Origin of the sequence: Pseudomonas sp. S8 (assembly GCF_050473925.1) — a bacterium.
Classification (GTDB): domain Bacteria; phylum Pseudomonadota; class Gammaproteobacteria; order Pseudomonadales; family Pseudomonadaceae; genus Aquipseudomonas; species Aquipseudomonas parakoreensis.
On record NZ_JBFDVZ010000016.1, the window covers coordinates 3,488,858 to 3,503,877 of the forward strand.

The window sequence follows — 15,020 nt, forward strand, 5'->3', positions numbered from 1 at the left end:
GGGTTCGTTACGGCCGGCGGATAAACCCCTGAACCACTTCTACACTCACACCGCCCCCACTGCCACGACGAGCCCCCATGACCACCCTCCAAACCCGCATGAAACAAGGCAAGGACGCCCGCAAGCAATGCTCGCGCAGCACCCACGCCACCACCGGAAAAATGAGCCGCGATCCGATTCCGCTGATCAAAGCGTCGAGTCAGGGCCGCGTCGCTTCGCTGGTGGAGTTGCGTTACGGACGAATGCTGGTGTCGCCCTTCACGTTCTTCCGTGGCAACGCGCTGCTGCAGGCGCATGATCTGTCGAGCACCCAGAACATGGGGCTGGTTGGGCCGATCTGTGGGGATGCACACTTGATGAACTTCGGCGGATTCGCCACGCCGGAGCGCAATCTGTTGTTTAGCGTCAATGATTTCGACGAGGCGCATCCCGGGCCCTGGGAATGGGACGTGAAGCGGCTGGCGGCGAGTTTTGTGGTGGCGGCGCGGGATTTGCGCCATGGCGAGTCGGTTGAGGAAGAGGTCTGTCGGCAGATGTTCGGTGCCTATCAAGCGACGATGCTGGAGTGCGCCGAACAGAGTGCGCTGGAAACCTGGTACGAATCGATCAAGTACGAAGACTTGCTCGATCAGGCACGCAAGAGTGCGCTGGAGCATGTGCAGCGTGCCGTCGATAAAGCCGAACGGCGCACCCACGCCGAGTTGCTGCCGAAAATCAGCGAGCGCGACGCCAACGGGCGACTGGTCATTCGTGACGATTTGCCGGAAATTTTCCACCTGCACAAGAACACCACGCTGCTCGACGCCGACGATGATTGGTTGCGGCTGGCAGACTGGCGGCCGTTGTTCGATACGTTCATGCGTGACTATCGCACCACGCTGCAGGCTGACCGGCGGGAATTGCTCTCGCGGTTTCACGTACAGGATCTGGCGTTCAAAGTGGTGGGTGTCGGCAGTGTGGGCACCCGATGTCTGGTGGCGCTGCTGACCGACGATCAGGAATTTCCGTTGTTTCTGCAGTTCAAGGAGGCGCGGCGCTCGGTGCTCGCCGACTATGTGAAGGCCAAGTCCCGCACGCGTCATGAAGGCCAACGGGTGGTCGAAGGGCAGCGCTTGATGCAGTCGGCGAGCGATCTGTTTCTGGGCTGGACCACCGGCCCCCACGGTCGGCATTTTTATGTGCGGCAATTGCGCGACATGAAGATCTCCGCCGAACTGGAAAACTTCGACGCCGAAACCTTCGCTGCCTATGCCCGGGTCTGCGGTCGCGCACTGGCCCGCGCCCACGCCAAAGCCTCGGGCAATGCGGCGGTCATCAGCGGCTATATCGGCAAGGGCGATGCCTTGTCTGACGCCCTGTTCAAATACGCCCGCAGTTATACAGCGCAGAACGAGCGCGACTTCGAACGTTTTCAGCAGGCTTGCCGCAAGGGCCGGCTGCGGGCACGTTCGGAAGCGGATTTTGCAGCGGATCATCTGCCTTGACCCTTTGGCTGGACAGGTGGCCCAAGGTCTTCCATCGCGCTCGACCCTTGGCGCATCGACCTTCTACCAGGATAACGCCTGTGCAATTTGCTCTGCCTCGGTCCTGGATCGACCGCTGTCAGTGAGAGGTGCGCGCAACACCGACCGCTGCTCGTTGCGATCGACGATCCAGAACGCCATTTTTGTCGGCGATTTACGCGAAGCAACTGTGACAGGGTCAGCGTCGGAGGAACCTTGCCCTTCCGGCATCGGTAACACCTCGAACTCCCACTTATAGCCGATTACCGGTGTGTCGCCATGCACGGCGGACTTGGGTGAAAACATTGTCTTATAGATGCCCGCGGCTTGCAGGTTCAGATTTGTCGACATGTAGGAGCGCAGCATCGATTCCAGCTCCTGATCTGAGGAAACAGGCATGCCCACTGTCACGCCGAGCTGTGCGCCGGTCTGCAGGTTTTCGTAGTAGAACCGTCCCTGCGTGTCCGGACGCAACCGGTAGTCGCCCACGCGCAGGGGCAAATGCACGCCTTTGCGGTTGTTGACCAAAGCGTTTTCATCCTTCGGTACCGTCCAGCCCAGCGTTGCATCATTTTCCTGCCATTCGATGAGTTTGCGATTCAGGGCAATGGCGTCCTGGCTTCGGCCCTGTCGATAAGCGATGTCAGCGCCGTGGTCCAGCGCACTGCGATAGAGGATTTCATTGCTGAACGTCTCCTCCCAGGCGGGCACGGCCAAACCCAGGGCCTGACGAGCCGCGTCGAAGTCTCCGCGCTGGTATTGCGACACGCCAATATAAGTCTGCAACAGAGCAATTTCCGGGGAAAAATACGCATCGGGCAACGCCTGTTTTGCCAGTCCAGCTGCCTTGTCTACACCGTCCTCAAGGGACGCAACCACTTCGATGTCGCGGATCTGAAGTCCCATCGGACGCTCACGAAACAGCTGCGGAGCACTGCGCCAATTCAATGCGGAGAACAGTTGACGCATTTGCTCGGCCGCCTGGACCTCGTCCGGTAATCCGAACGTGATGTCGATGTCCATGCGCCAGTCACCACGATAGGTCAGCCAATGCACATTGATGCACTCCTCACCCTCATACTCCGATGGCTCTCCCCGCTTGAAAGCTGTCAGGCCGTCGAAGGCGAGATCGGGCATTGCCACTTCCAGTGCGTTTGGCACATGCCGCTCCAGATAGGCATTCCATTGTGCCTGCCGCTCGGCCGCGCTCACCTTGCGTTGATCTTCGTCATAAGACAGGGAAATCTCGGCGCTCAGGCGGCCGCCCGGCAACGCCTGGGTGTAAAGTGCACGGGTGTAGGAGTCGCGCTTTTCTGCTGGGCGGAACTCGGTCAACTTCCACTGTCCCACCGTAAGTGGCATCGCGAAGTCAGCCAGGTTGTATTGCAAGCGCGGCTCATCCGAAGACAAGCGCCACTGACCCGGATCGGGGCTGACGACAGCGAACAGCTTTTCTTGCAGGCGTGCGACGTGTGCTTTTTCGCCCGCCATCATGCTCGCTTCGATTGCCCGACCAAGCATGCTCGTGATCCGCGGGTCGCGCCTGCTCGACCTTGCGATGGCGGCAGTTTGTTGTTCCCAGTACGCAATTTGCTCTTCAGCAGCGCGGCGGGCCTCGTCGTACCTACCCTGTTTGTGGAGTAGATCAACGAGCAAGTCTCCTGCTTCAAGCTCAGTGGAGTCGAAGGCGCCACCACTGCCTTGTCGGCCGGCCTCCATCGCCGCTCGGGCAGTGACCGTGGCCTGCGGCAGTGAACCCTCGCGGCTCAGTCGCTCGGCTTCACGCATCAGCGCGGCAGCGTTTGGCGGCCGAACTTGCGCTTGAACTGTCGGTGACGCCCAGGCATTGCTACTCGATGACAGCAACCACGCTGCCGCAACCAGGACCAAAGGGATGGCGCGATTGAACATGCTTTCTACTCCGTGTAGAGAAATCTTCCGTTTTACGAAGCGCCTTCTGCGTCTCAGTGGAACTCACTGCGCAACTTACGACAGCAAAACGTCGCGACATTAGTTCGACTGCAAAACATTATCAAATAAGATTTCAGTGAATTCTTCGCTCTGTGATTCCAAGGGTAAAAGCTGTCGCCTCAGAAACTTTTGAGTGAAATCTATCCGCTACCACTTGAAGAACATCCGACAAACCAGATGAATTTTTCTTCACTGCCCCCGTTCGATCAACACGGTACAGTCCGCTCGCTCATTCAAGAAACTACGGTTCGCCCGCGCTCTCCCGCGGGCTTTTTTTTGCCTGGCGTTTGCTGCCGAAGCGATACACCCAAGTGTCCTGCACGCCGTGCTGCTGCGATCGCCGCGCCTGCGGGTGAACCCTGATCAGCGCAAACCCCGCCGCTTCAGCCAGACGCTGACTGCGGCTGTTGGTCGACGATGTGGTCAGGTAAAAGGTGAACTCAGGCAGACGCCTGACCAGTTGCTGGAGCACTTCGCGCATGTAGCCCTTGCCGGCAAACGCGCTGTTGGCCCAATAACCGACGACATAGCGCTTGCGTCGACGCGGCACCAGGCCGATGCAGCCAACGACTGCTTGTCCGTCTTCAGTCACGATGAATAAGCGCCGCTCACCGGTCTCGCTGGCGAAATCGTCGCGCGCTTGCAGCATGGACGACAGCGTCCGCTCCTCACTGGTGTGTTCCACCGCCCACTCGAGAAAAGGCGCATGCTCGCGGTAACTGGCGTTCAGCGCCTCGCGCACCGGATCGACCAGCGCTGGGTCCGGCGCCCGAACACGCAGCGCCAACCCGTTCACCGTCAATGCAAATTCCATTGCTTGTTCCTCCAATCCCGGAAATTCCGCAGTCGATAACCCTGTGCACTCAACCAAAGAAATTTACAGGACGCCAGCGCGGTTTGTTTTTTTCCATCCCGTGATCAATCCTGTCCCTCGACCCTGCCAACCGGAGCGCCCGATGTCACTGCTGAGCCTGCCCTGCCAACGCCTGACGCTCGCCATCCTCGCCCCGGAACAGGCCGAACTGGAAAGTGCGTTCTATGCACGCAACCAGCGCCATCTCGCCCCGTGGTCGCCGATTCGCACCACCGAGTACTTTTCCACCGAGCAGATTCGCCGACGCCTTGAAGTTCAGGCCAGTGCCTACGAGGCCGGGCTGGCGATGCATTTCGCCCTGCTGACGCCGGACGGCCAGCAAATGATCGGCGCATGCAACTTCAGCGGGATCATTCGCGGGGCGTTTCAGGCCTGTTATCTGGGTTATCACATTGACCACGCGCATCAGGGTCAGGGCCTGATGCAGGAAGGCCTGGAGGCCGGCATCGGCTACATGTTCGACACGCAGAACCTGCACCGGATCATGGCCAACTACATACCCGGCAACGAGCGCAGTGCGCGGTTGCTGGAGCGTCTGGGTTTCGAACGCGAGGGCTACGCCAAGGCCTACCTGAACATCGCCGGGCGTTGGCAGGACCATGTGCTGACGGCGCTGGTCAATCCGGTGTTCGAGGCGCCGGAAAAGCGTTGGTCACGACAACTGGCGTGAGTTTCACAATTTGTTAAGCATTGGCGAAGTATGCTCAAGGCTCCTGCCCTTTCCGGTTGCCTGAAATCCATGCCGCGTGCCGCCACTTCGCTGTTTCTACTCGCCGCCCTGCTGTTTTTTTTCGCTTTGGGTAACCACCAGCTGCAAGGCTCCACCGAGGCCCGGGTCGCCGGGATCGCCATGGAGATGCACCTGGACGATGACTGGGTGACGCCGCGCCTGTTCGGCGAACCGTTTCTGGAAAAACCACCGCTGAGCCTGTGGCTGGACGCCGGCGCCATGCGTGTGTTCGGCGTTTCGCCGTGGGCGGTGCGGCTGGCGTCGGCGGTGGCCGGGTTGCTCAGTGTCATGCTGCTGTACGGCATGCTGCGCCGCTTCGGACGGCCGAAAGCGCTGGCCTGGACGGCGGGGATTCTGCTGGCGACCATGGCCAGTTACTGGAGCAACGTGCGCGGCGTCGGCGAAGATGCGCTGCTGGCGCTCGGCGTGACCACCGCGCTGCTGGCATTCTTTCAGGCGCAACGCGCACCGAACGCGGCTAACTCGCTGTTGTTTATCGTCGGCATCGCCATCGCAACGTTGAGCAAGGGCGTACTTGGACTGGCGATGCCCGGCGTGGTGATTTTCGCCTACCTGCTGGCGGACAACCTGATCGACAGACGCCTGAAGATCGGCGCGTGGCTGCGACCCGGCCTGCTCACGGCGGTGGGCCTGATTCCGTTGCTGATCTGGCTCGTCGTGCTTTATCAGCGCGGTGGCTCGCACGCCGTCGCTGAAGTGCTGCTGACCAATAGCGTCGGTCGCTTCAGCGGCTCGTTCGTCGAGGCCGGGCACTACGAGCCGTTCTATTACTACTTGGCCAAACTGCCGGAAGCGTTCCTGCCATGGAACATTCTGGTGTATCTGGGCCTGTGGCATTTCCGCAAGGAGCTGAAGGCCAACCGTTACTTGCTGTTTTTCAGCCTGTGGATCGTCGCGCAGTTCATCATGCTGACCCTCGCTTCCAGCAAACGCACGGTGTACCTGATGTCGATGACCCCGGCTGCGGCGGTGATCGCCGCCGAGTACGCACGCGTGTTGTTCGAGCGCTTGCAGGCGCGTGAAAACGCAGACCGCTTTATCGGAAAAGTCGCCCGTCATCGTCAGGCAATTGCCGCCGGCTTGCTCACGGTGGTGATCGCCAGCTACCTCGGCGCGGCCCAGTGGGCCTTGCCCAACGCTGATAAAGAACTGTCGTTCCTGCCGCTGACTGCCCATATTCAGAGCCTGCAAGCCAACGGTCAGCAGGTCGCGCTGTTCCAGGCCAACGAGCGGGTCGGCGGCGCCAGCGTGTTCTACACCCAACGTGTGCTCAAGGGACTGGACACCGACGCGCAACTGCATGACTTCCTCAGTGCCTCGCCCTCGAACGTCGCGGTGATCTCGGCGGACAGCGAACCCGTCGCACCACTCAAAGTGCTGAAGACCATGATGGTCGGGCGCCAGGCGTACTACTTCGTCGGCTACTGACGCCCTTCGCGCCAGACAATAAAAAACCCGCCGTCACTGGCGGGTTTTATTTGGGCCGACGCTTTGCCCACCTCAGTTCATCGAGTGCTCACTGACTGCCAGTCAGAGGCTTCGATGAAGCCAAGCACGCGCGGGGCCGCTTTGTTCGCAGCGGAAACAAACAGCGAGGAGCCATAGCCCGGGTCCGAAACCGGCGAATTCAGATCCTTTTCCAGCTCCGCCATGCATTCGCTATGGGTCACCAGAATCAGATTGCGCCCCGCAAGCTTGTGCGCCAGCGCTTCCTGCAGGATGTGGCCCTTGCAGCTGATCAGCCAGTCTTCGCCGGTGGCCGCGCGATTGAACATGTAACCGGCGGTCTGCACAGTGCGCAGCATCGGGCTGTTGTAGATATCGGCGTTATTCAGGCCCAAATGCTCGAACTGTGCGCCGACACCGACCGCGACACTGCGCGAGCGGTCGGTGATGCCGTCATCACCGCTCAGGCACGGCGCCGGCGAGTGATCGCAGCGCTCGACGTGACGCACCAGCACAATCATCTCGCCCTTGGCCCACCCGGCCGCCAGCGCGCGTGCACCGGACACATTGCCGTGGGCCAGGTCAGGCACCGCCGCCGGGGCGAGCAGCCACAGGGTCAGCGGGATCACCAGCAGCGACGCACCGAGCACCGCCCACGTGTTGCGATAGCGGGCCAGCTTACTCAGGGAAATCGAGCGTTTGACGCCGAACAGACTCAGTCTCAATTCCACATCGGGCCGCCTCGTCGGCATCCATCACAGTCAATACGATGCGGCGAGGGTAGAGAAGCGGGCGTAAGTGGCGAGTGAAACGCATGTGAAAAAAGTCTTGAAACGCCCTTGTTACAAATTCCGTCGGACAAAATCCTTTCAGCTCTCGTGTTTGCGGCCGATACAGACCTGCTAACCCCCTTGCTGGCTCAAAAAAACAACAATCTTCCAGCCTGACCGACGATCAAGTAGCTCAACGTTCCTGGAGGAATTGTGATGAATAGCTGGTTCGGCAACATCAGCGTGAACATGAAATTGGGTCTGGGCTTCGGCCTGGTCCTGGCCCTGACCTGCGTCCTCGCCCTGACTGGCTGGACCAGCCTCGGCGGTCTGATCGACCGCAGCAACTGGATGAGCGACATCACCCAGCTCAACGCCGGCCTGACCAAGCTGCGCGTGGTGCGCCTGCAATACATGCTGACCAACGGCGACGAAACCGCCGCGCAGAATGTGCAAACCACCCTCGAAAGCTTCGCCGCGCAACAACAGGCGCTGATCAACAAGTTCAAGAGCCCGGAAAACGTCAAGCTGCTGAAAGAGCAGGCCGCGACCATCGCCGAATACCAGACTTCGCTGAACAAGATGCGCAATGCCTACCGCACCGGCAACAGCGCCCGCGACGTGATGGGCAGCAACGCCGACACCGCTTACAACCTGATCGAAACGATCAGCAAGCGCGTGCAGCAAATGGACATGAGCGAGCAGCGCTTCGAGCAGTTCCAGGCCATCACCCAGGCCAAGGAAGCGTTCATCCTCGCGCGCTATGAAGTGCGCGGCTATACCGCCACCACCAATAACGAAACCGAGCAGAAAGCCGTCGGCCAACTGAACGTGGCCATCGACAGCCTCAAGCAACTGAACGTGCATTTCGCCGCGACCCAGCAAGACGCTCTGCGTCAGCTGGAAACCGCCCTGACCAACTACCGCAGCGCGTTGCAGGCCTACAAGAACGCCAACAGCGAAGCGGTGCAGGCGCGTAAGGAGATGACCGATCAGGGTGCGGCCATCGTCACCACCAGCGAGCAGCTGTACCAGATCCAGCTCGACCGTCGCGACATCGAAAGCGCCCAGGCCCGTACGCTCCAGCTGATCAGCACCCTGCTGGCACTGCTGGTCGGTGTGATTGCTGCGGTGATCATCACCCGTCAGATCACCCGTCCGCTGCAAGATACCCTGGCCGTGGTCGAGCGCATTGCCAGCGGCGACCTGACCCAGAACGTCATCGTGACCCGCCGCGACGAACTCGGCGTGCTGCAACAAGGCATCGCGCGTATGGGCGTGACCCTGCGCGACCTGATCAGCGGTATCCGCGACGGCGTCACTCAGATCGCCAGCGCCGCCGAAGAACTCTCGGCCGTGACCGAGCAGACCAGCGCCGGCGTGAACAGCCAGAAGGTCGAGACCGATCAGGTGGCCACCGCCATGCACGAGATGACCGCCACCGTGCAGGAAGTCGCGCGCAACGCCGAAGAAGCTTCGCAAGCCGCAGCTGCCGCTGACGGCGAAGCCCGTGAAGGCGACAAGGTAGTGAATGAAGCCATCGCCCAGATTGAGCGCCTGGCCAGCGAAGTGGTGCGTTCCACTGAAGCCATGAGCGTGCTGCAACAGGAAAGCGACAAGATCGGCAGCGTCATGGACGTGATCAAGGCCGTGGCCGAACAGACCAACCTGCTGGCACTCAACGCCGCGATCGAAGCGGCGCGTGCCGGTGAAGCCGGCCGTGGGTTTGCCGTGGTCGCCGACGAAGTCCGTGGCTTGGCGCAACGCACGCAGAAATCCACCGAAGAAATCGAAGGCCTGGTCGCCGGTCTGCAGAACGGCACCCAGCAAGTGGCTGCCGTGATGAACAACAGCCGCGCCCTGACCGACAGCAGCGTGGCCCTGACCCGCAAGGCTGGCGACTCCCTGGAAAACATCACCCGCACGGTGTCGAACATCCAGTCGATGAACCAGCAGATCGCCGCCGCGGCCGAACAGCAAAGCGCCGTGGCCGAAGAAATCAGCCGCAGCATCATCAACGTGCGCGACGTGTCGGAACAGACCGCCGCAGCCAGTGATGAAACCGCAGCGTCCAGCGTTGAACTGGCACGCCTGGGTGGTCAGTTGCAGCAGATGGTCAGCCACTTCCGCGTCTGATCTTCAGTCAGCGCCAAAGCGTAAATCCAATCGCGGGCAAGCCCGCTCCCACAGGAAACGAGTCGAACACAAAATATGTGAACGACCGAAAAACCTGTGGGAGCGGGCTTGCCCGCGATGGCGTCAGATTTACTGCCACTGAAAATTGGCGATGCCGAGAAAATACTGGCTTCAGCGTGAAGGCACATCCAATTCAACGTCACCGACATTATTAAATCGTCTTTGAATTCGAGTCCCCAAGCCAGCGGCAGATTGATTCTGCTCGAGCGCTTTCTGCAACATCACACGCGCGTGCTCTTCAATCGAACGATTATTAATATCTGCCGCTAACTGCAGTTCTTCATAGAGCTGAAGGTCAAGATTGCTGATAGTCAAACTCGCCACAATGTACTCCAGCGATACAGCCATCGAAGCAGCGAGACTACCACTCGGTTTACGAATCTTCGTTTTCAGGTTGTAACGCCATTTGATCGAGCCTTTGTAGGAGCTGCCGCAGGCTGCGATCTTTTGATCTTGTTTTTAAAATCAAAGTCAAAAGATCGCAGCCTGCGGCAGCTCTTCGATCAGCAGTCCGGTGCCCCTTAGCGAGTCCCGCGTTGGCGCAACGCAGACGGCATGAAATACGCGTCTTCCGGCACCGGTTGCGAGAAGTCGACGGTGGAGGCTTCTTCGTTGTCGAGGTTCTGCACGTAGTAACGGCGGGCCTGCAGGTCGTGAAACACGTCCAGTGCGCTCCAGGTGGTTGGCAGGTCGTAGAAGTTTTTCAGGTAGGCCATCGACACCCGCCACAACTCCCCGCGCCCATCGTATTGATCGACCAGCGCCGCGCCCCAGCTGTCCTCGTCGAGGAACAGCACGCGCTTGGAATAGACATGCCGCGCGCCCGGTTTCAGGTTGCCTTCAACCACCCACACTCGGTGCAGTTCGTAGCGGGTGAATTGCGGGTTGAGGTGGCCCGGGGTCAGCAGTTGGGCGTACTTCACGTCGGGGCTGCCGACCTTGTAGTTGTTGTAGGGAATGTAGATTTCCTGCTTGCCCTTGAGCTTCCAGTCGTAGCGGTCCGGCGAGCCGTTGAACAGGTCGGTATCGTCCGCCGTACGCAGGCCATCGGATGAGGCGATCGGCGTGTCATATGCCAGGTTCGGCGCGCGGCGCACACGGCGTTGGCCTGCATCGTAGACCCAGGCCTGACGCGGGTCCTTGAGTTGATCGAGCATCTCGTGCACCAGCGCCGCGCCCCCGGCCAGCCGCGCCGGGCTTTTCACAAAAGCGAGGTAGTAAAACAGGATATTTTTCAGGTCGGCGTACTGCCCGCCCGGACGATAAAAATTGAACAGCGCTTCTTGCTGTGAGGTGACCAAGGCAAAGCTGCCGTTGCGCTGCACCGGGGCTTCGGACGCACGACGCACCACGTAGATCCCGCGATAACGGGTGATGTGGTTCCACAGCACTTCGATGCCGTCTTTGGGCACCGGGAACGGTACGCCGCCGTAGGCATCGGCGAATCCGCTGCCGCCCTCGAGCAGCTTGGCTGAGGTCGCATTCTTCAACGTGTTGTCATACAGCCATTGCGGCGCCGAACCCGAGCGACGCGACGGGTAGACCGGCATCTGGAACGTGTCCGGATAGCTGTTGAACAGCGCAATCTGACCGGGGCTGAGGTGGGCCTTGTACTGCTCCAGATTGGCCTTGGTGATGGTGAACAGCGGCTTGTCCGCCGCATACGGATCCGGATGATGTTGGCCCGGTTTATAGCCGGCTGGCGCCTGGGTGATGCCGCCGGTCCAGGCTGGAATGGTGCCGGCAGCGTTGCCGGCACGCTCGGCGCCCATGGGCGTGAGGGTGGTTTTCAGTTGTTCGGCTTGTTGTGGGGTGATGGCGGCGAAGGTGCTGCCGACGCTCAGGCCCAGAACCAGCGCCAGCGTTGTCTTAGTCAATCTTGAAATATGAAACATGTTCTTCTCCAGAATGCGTACCCTGTGGGAGCTGGCTTGCCAGCGATAGCGGTGGGTCAGCCACCATTGATGTCGAATGTGCTGCCGTCATCGCGGGCAAGCCCGCTCCCACAGGGGGATGAGTTGTCCCGGGATCTGCGTCTGAAACTCACAAGAAATACTTGAGGTTGAACCCGACGTTGTCGCGGTCGCGAATCCCGTTGTTCTGCCCGCCGCCCCAGAAGTTGGTGTATTGCACCTCGGCTTCGAGCTTGTTCTGGTAGTTGGCCTTGATCCCCAGGGTGTAGGCCTTACGCCCGTCGATGGTGTTGCCGGCCTGATAGCTGTTGCCCTTGAAGTCGTCCTTGTAGACGACGTAAGGCGACACGTTGACCCCGGCGTACACGTCGTTCCAGGTGCCGTTGAACATCACCGTGTAGCTGTAGGAGTTGCGGTTGACCTGATCGTCACGATCACCGCCGGACACATAAGAGGTGTTGCCGGTACCGGCGTAATAGCGCGTGCTGCCGTCGTAGGCGGTGTATTGCAGACTGCTGCCGCGCAGGTGTTCGGAGGCCAGTTCGAAGATGCCGAACATCGAGTCGAACGACAGCGTCGGGCCGAAGTTGTAGATGCTGCCCAGTGAGGTGTTGAACGCTTCCACGCGCTCGGCGTTGTTGATCTCGCTGTCGAGGGTGACCATCTGCCCGCCGACATTGACGGGTTTGCCGGTCACCGCCACAGCGGCGCCGTTGGCCAGATCGCCGATCAAGTCGTTAGTCGCGGCGATGCCGATCGGCAGGTTCGGCCGGTAGGCAATCTCGCCGAACACCGAGGCCTGGCCCAACGTGGTGTTGAAGCTGAAACCGTACATGCGGATGTCTTCGGCATAGCGCCGATGCGCCTGAATGTTGCCCATCACATCGGCCGTCGCCAGACCGTTGGCCAGCGCCCCGGCCTGACTGCCGGCGACGGTGGAGAGCATGTTGGTCAGGGCATTCATGTCGATGCCCTTGTAGCCACCGAGGTCAGCGGCGATGGTCGGTTCCTTGGCGTGGTAGTTGACCAGGTACAGGCCGAACTCGGTGCTGTTGAGCGCCTCGGCGATGTAGCGGAAGGCGAAGCCGAACTGGCCGTCGTTGCGCGCGTTGTAGTCCTTGCCGATCGACGCCACTTTCAGCGTATTGCCGTAGGCCGGCGTCACACCGTTGGCGTACAGGCCGGTGCTTTTCAGCGCCGGGCCGAGCAACGGATTGTTGCCCAGTGCGCTGTACAGCCCGATAACGTTGCCGAAGCCCGGCACAGGGGTGTCGAGCGCGGTGCCGCTGAAGTTGTTGTAACCGGTGTTGCCGCCATCGGCGAACAGGTCGGTCTGCGAGTAGAAAGTGCCGACCGGGTCGATGCGGGTTTCCTTCCAGTTGGTCTGGTAGAAGCTCTCCAGGGTCAACGAATCGCTGAGGCCGATGTTGAAACTCACGGCCTCCACCGGCATCAGCACTTCCTTGACCTCGGCGCCGGGCAAACGGTATTTGGCGGCGTCCACCGGGTTGGTGGTGTTGATCCCGCCGCGATAGAAAATCCCCTCGCCCCAGTTGAATACCTGACGCCCGACCCGTGCGGTGACCGGCATCTGCGCCACGTCCCAGTTGCCGTAGACATAGGCGTCGAGCATCTCGATCCGGCTGCCGGCGATGTCGCGGGTCTGGCTGGTGAATCGGTCGTCCTGCGGGTAGCTCTGACTCGGCTGCGACGGGTTGTTGTTGCGGTAGTAATCGTTGCGTTTGTCCATCAACTGCGTGTCGTAGAACGCGGTGCCGCGCAGGAACATCCCGTAGTTCTGGTAGTTGGCCTCCAGCTCGGAAGTGATCTTGTACACCTCGGAAACCAGCCCGGTGTCGAAGTTGCGATTGCCGTCGTTGGTATTGACGTCGTCGTTGTTCTTGTCGCGGCCCTGCACCCGCCACAAACGGCCATAGGACAGGGTCGTGTCGATCGAGCCGGTGACCTGATTGTCCAGCACGCTGAACTCCGCAGCCTGCAGCGCATCCACCGCGCAGAGTTGCAGCAGCCCTGCCAGGCCGACACCGGGAAGTGCCACGCCGGTGAGGCGCAATCGAGTGTTGATCATGGGTTCCTCCTTGTTCTTATTGTTTTTTGCGTGGCCGCGACGGCTACGGTGCCAACCCCGCGCGGACATAAATCCGGCTGTGCGCGCCGAAATGCCCGAGCAGTTTGAACAGCTGCTGATTGAGTGCCGGATGCTCGAACGTCTCGCGCTGCACCTGATTGCCGCTGCTGAAATCACTGGTCACCGGGGCCGTTTCCAGCCACTGGCCGATGGCTTCATCGAACGCCGCCGAGTCCTCGACCGACTCGGCGCTGACCACGTCGCGCAGGTAGTCCACCGAGTACGGCGGATAGTGTTGGTCTTGAGCGACATCGGCGTAGGCCGCGAGCATCGGATGCGCCTGACCGGCGCGCAGCACGCGACGCAGCCAGGTCGATTGATACTTCTCGATTTCCATGTGGCGGGTGGCGACCCGTTCGATCGAGGCTTTTTTATCGTCGGCAAAACCGGCCAGCGCCTTGCCTTCCAGCAGCAACAGACTCGGCAGTTCGACCCCGGGCAGCGGCTTGGCGTGATACGGCTGAGTCAGGTCCTGCACGTGGTGCACGCCCCAACCGAGGAACCGATAGCCCCAGTAGGGATGGCCAGAGGCAAATGCCAAACGCGCAAGCCCCAGGTACTGATAGGCGCGCCAATCCGGCCAACTGCGCTGGAGAAATCCGGCAGCGGCATACACCACCGGACTCTCATGGAAGAAGCCCATGTGGAACGGCGCCTGCGAGCTGTACTGAAAACGCGCATCGCCAAACGGCTGCGGGCCGAAGCCGTACCGCGCGCCGACCTCGCCGGGGTTGTCGCTGAACAGGTTGATGTCGTGACCGTAATCCGGCTCGTCGGCGGCGCTTGCCAGCACGGCCAGCGGCGCGACGTTCTCGCCATCCGCCACGCGAATGAAACGCTGACGATTCCATGGCGAAAGCGTCTGCTCGACCATCACCTGATCGGAACTGAGATGTTCGCGTTCGGGCAGGTCTTGGCCCGGCAGCGGCTGAATGACCATCGCCAGATGAATGCGCGGATTGAGCCGCAACGCAGTGAGAAAATCGTGGCGCAGATTGTCGCTCGGTAAGGCGGGCAGCTTCAGATTGTCGGGGCGCGGCGGGTACTGGGTGAAGTGTTCACGGGCGAAGCTTTCCTGTTGCTCCAGCAATGCGACCACGGCCGGATATTGCTCGGCGAGAAAACGCTCCAGCGGCTCGACCTCGACCGGCGGCGTATCGCGCAGCGCCGGCAATTCCTGCAACGCCAGATAACTGCCCACCGTGTGGTTCGACCAGCCCCACGCTGTCGGGGCCGTTGCACAAAGCAGCAACAGGAGAAATGTCAGCTTCATTGCTTTTAATTCTTATTGGAGGTGCTGTGGGGGTTGAGCCTAACAACCGCCCCGGGCGCTGACACTGTCCGATCTCACCAGAAAAAGTCTCCGATAGCGCCACATGCGAATCACCACGCGCCCCTGTAGGAGCTGCCGAAGGCTGCGATCTTTTGACTTTGATTTTGTAAAAACA

At 60.6% G+C, this 15,020-nt stretch carries 11 protein-coding genes and 1 pseudogene; 5 read left to right on the forward strand and 7 right to left on the reverse strand.

Annotation, left to right across the window (positions count from 1 at the left end):
• Positions 1-77 precede the first annotated feature (77 nt).
• Positions 78-1,484 carry a DUF2252 domain-containing protein gene (locus AB1J88_RS16965; RefSeq protein WP_430291520.1) on the forward strand — a complete coding sequence of 469 codons (1,407 nt, stop codon included), beginning with the start codon at positions 78-80 and terminating at the stop codon, positions 1,482-1,484.
• A gap of 63 nt (positions 1,485-1,547) precedes the next feature.
• Here AB1J88_RS16965 and AB1J88_RS16970 read toward each other — a convergent pair whose 3' ends face one another.
• Positions 1,548-3,413: a hypothetical protein gene (locus tag AB1J88_RS16970; protein ID WP_430291521.1), complete on the reverse strand. Its 1,866-nt coding sequence runs from the start codon at positions 3,411-3,413 to the stop codon at positions 1,548-1,550.
• A 301-nt stretch (positions 3,414-3,714) separates the two neighbouring features.
• Complete coding sequence (locus AB1J88_RS16975; RefSeq protein ID WP_430291522.1) at positions 3,715-4,287, reverse strand: GNAT family N-acetyltransferase; 573 nt, start codon at positions 4,285-4,287, stop codon at positions 3,715-3,717.
• A 142-nt stretch (positions 4,288-4,429) separates the two neighbouring features.
• On the opposite strand from AB1J88_RS16975, the gene rimJ reads away from it, so the two are divergent.
• The gene (gene rimJ, locus AB1J88_RS16980; RefSeq protein ID WP_430291524.1) at positions 4,430-5,017 is read left to right on the forward strand and encodes a ribosomal protein S5-alanine N-acetyltransferase; all 588 of its coding nucleotides are present in this window, start codon (positions 4,430-4,432) and stop codon (positions 5,015-5,017) included.
• A gap of 30 nt (positions 5,018-5,047) precedes the next feature.
• On the forward strand, positions 5,048-6,526 hold the full coding sequence (locus AB1J88_RS16985; RefSeq protein WP_430291525.1) for an ArnT family glycosyltransferase: 1,479 nt from the start codon (positions 5,048-5,050) through the stop codon (positions 6,524-6,526).
• A 77-nt stretch (positions 6,527-6,603) separates the two neighbouring features.
• Here the strand turns inward: AB1J88_RS16985 and AB1J88_RS16990 are convergent, their stop codons facing one another.
• Positions 6,604-7,275: a histidine phosphatase family protein gene (locus tag AB1J88_RS16990; protein ID WP_430291526.1), complete on the reverse strand. Its 672-nt coding sequence runs from the start codon at positions 7,273-7,275 to the stop codon at positions 6,604-6,606.
• 390 nt (positions 7,276-7,665) lie between these two features.
• Here AB1J88_RS16990 and AB1J88_RS16995 point away from each other — a divergent pair.
• Both AB1J88_RS16995 and AB1J88_RS17000 read left to right on the forward strand, forming a co-directional pair.
• Positions 7,666-8,592 (forward strand): annotated as a pseudogene (locus AB1J88_RS16995) (methyl-accepting chemotaxis protein); the annotation flags it as partial.
• A gap of 144 nt (positions 8,593-8,736) precedes the next feature.
• A complete protein-coding gene (locus AB1J88_RS17000) occupies positions 8,737-9,450 on the forward strand; it encodes a methyl-accepting chemotaxis protein (protein WP_411353453.1) in 714 nt (237 codons plus the stop codon).
• A 171-nt stretch (positions 9,451-9,621) separates the two neighbouring features.
• On the opposite strand, the gene AB1J88_RS17005 is transcribed toward AB1J88_RS17000, so the two are convergent.
• The 4 genes from AB1J88_RS17005 to AB1J88_RS17020 all read right to left on the reverse strand — a co-directional run bounded on the left by AB1J88_RS17005 (position 9,622) and on the right by AB1J88_RS17020 (position 14,845).
• Entirely contained in the window at positions 9,622-9,834 is a 213-nt protein-coding gene (locus AB1J88_RS17005) for a FitA-like ribbon-helix-helix domain-containing protein (protein WP_430291527.1), read from the reverse strand.
• Between the two features lie 197 nt (positions 9,835-10,031).
• The gene (locus AB1J88_RS17010; protein ID WP_430291528.1) at positions 10,032-11,405 is read right to left on the reverse strand and encodes a DUF1329 domain-containing protein; all 1,374 of its coding nucleotides are present in this window, start codon (positions 11,403-11,405) and stop codon (positions 10,032-10,034) included.
• 148 nt (positions 11,406-11,553) lie between these two features.
• Positions 11,554-13,512, reverse strand: coding sequence for a DUF1302 domain-containing protein (locus AB1J88_RS17015; RefSeq protein WP_430291529.1), 1,959 nt, complete (start codon positions 13,510-13,512; stop codon positions 11,554-11,556).
• A gap of 43 nt (positions 13,513-13,555) precedes the next feature.
• Positions 13,556-14,845 (reverse strand): phospholipase, encoded by a 1,290-nt coding sequence (locus tag AB1J88_RS17020; RefSeq protein WP_430291530.1) that lies wholly within the window; start codon positions 14,843-14,845, stop codon positions 13,556-13,558.
• Positions 14,846-15,020 lie beyond the last annotated feature (175 nt).

Coding starts and splice junctions, on each gene's coding strand:
- AB1J88_RS16965 (WP_430291520.1), top strand. CDS start 78: ATGACCACCCTCCAAACCCGCATGAAACAAGGCAAGGACGCCCGCAAG.
- rimJ (WP_430291524.1), top strand. CDS start 4,430: ATGTCACTGCTGAGCCTGCCCTGCCAACGCCTGACGCTCGCCATCCTC.
- AB1J88_RS16970 (WP_430291521.1), bottom strand. CDS start 3,413: ATGTTCAATCGCGCCATCCCTTTGGTCCTGGTTGCGGCAGCGTGGTTG.
- AB1J88_RS17010 (WP_430291528.1), bottom strand. CDS start 11,405: ATGTTTCATATTTCAAGATTGACTAAGACAACGCTGGCGCTGGTTCTG.
- AB1J88_RS17020 (WP_430291530.1), bottom strand. CDS start 14,845: ATGAAGCTGACATTTCTCCTGTTGCTGCTTTGTGCAACGGCCCCGACA.
- AB1J88_RS16985 (WP_430291525.1), top strand. CDS start 5,048: ATGCTCAAGGCTCCTGCCCTTTCCGGTTGCCTGAAATCCATGCCGCGT.
- AB1J88_RS17015 (WP_430291529.1), bottom strand. CDS start 13,512: ATGATCAACACTCGATTGCGCCTCACCGGCGTGGCACTTCCCGGTGTC.
- AB1J88_RS16975 (WP_430291522.1), bottom strand. CDS start 4,287: ATGGAATTTGCATTGACGGTGAACGGGTTGGCGCTGCGTGTTCGGGCG.
- AB1J88_RS17000 (WP_411353453.1), top strand. CDS start 8,737: ATGCACGAGATGACCGCCACCGTGCAGGAAGTCGCGCGCAACGCCGAA.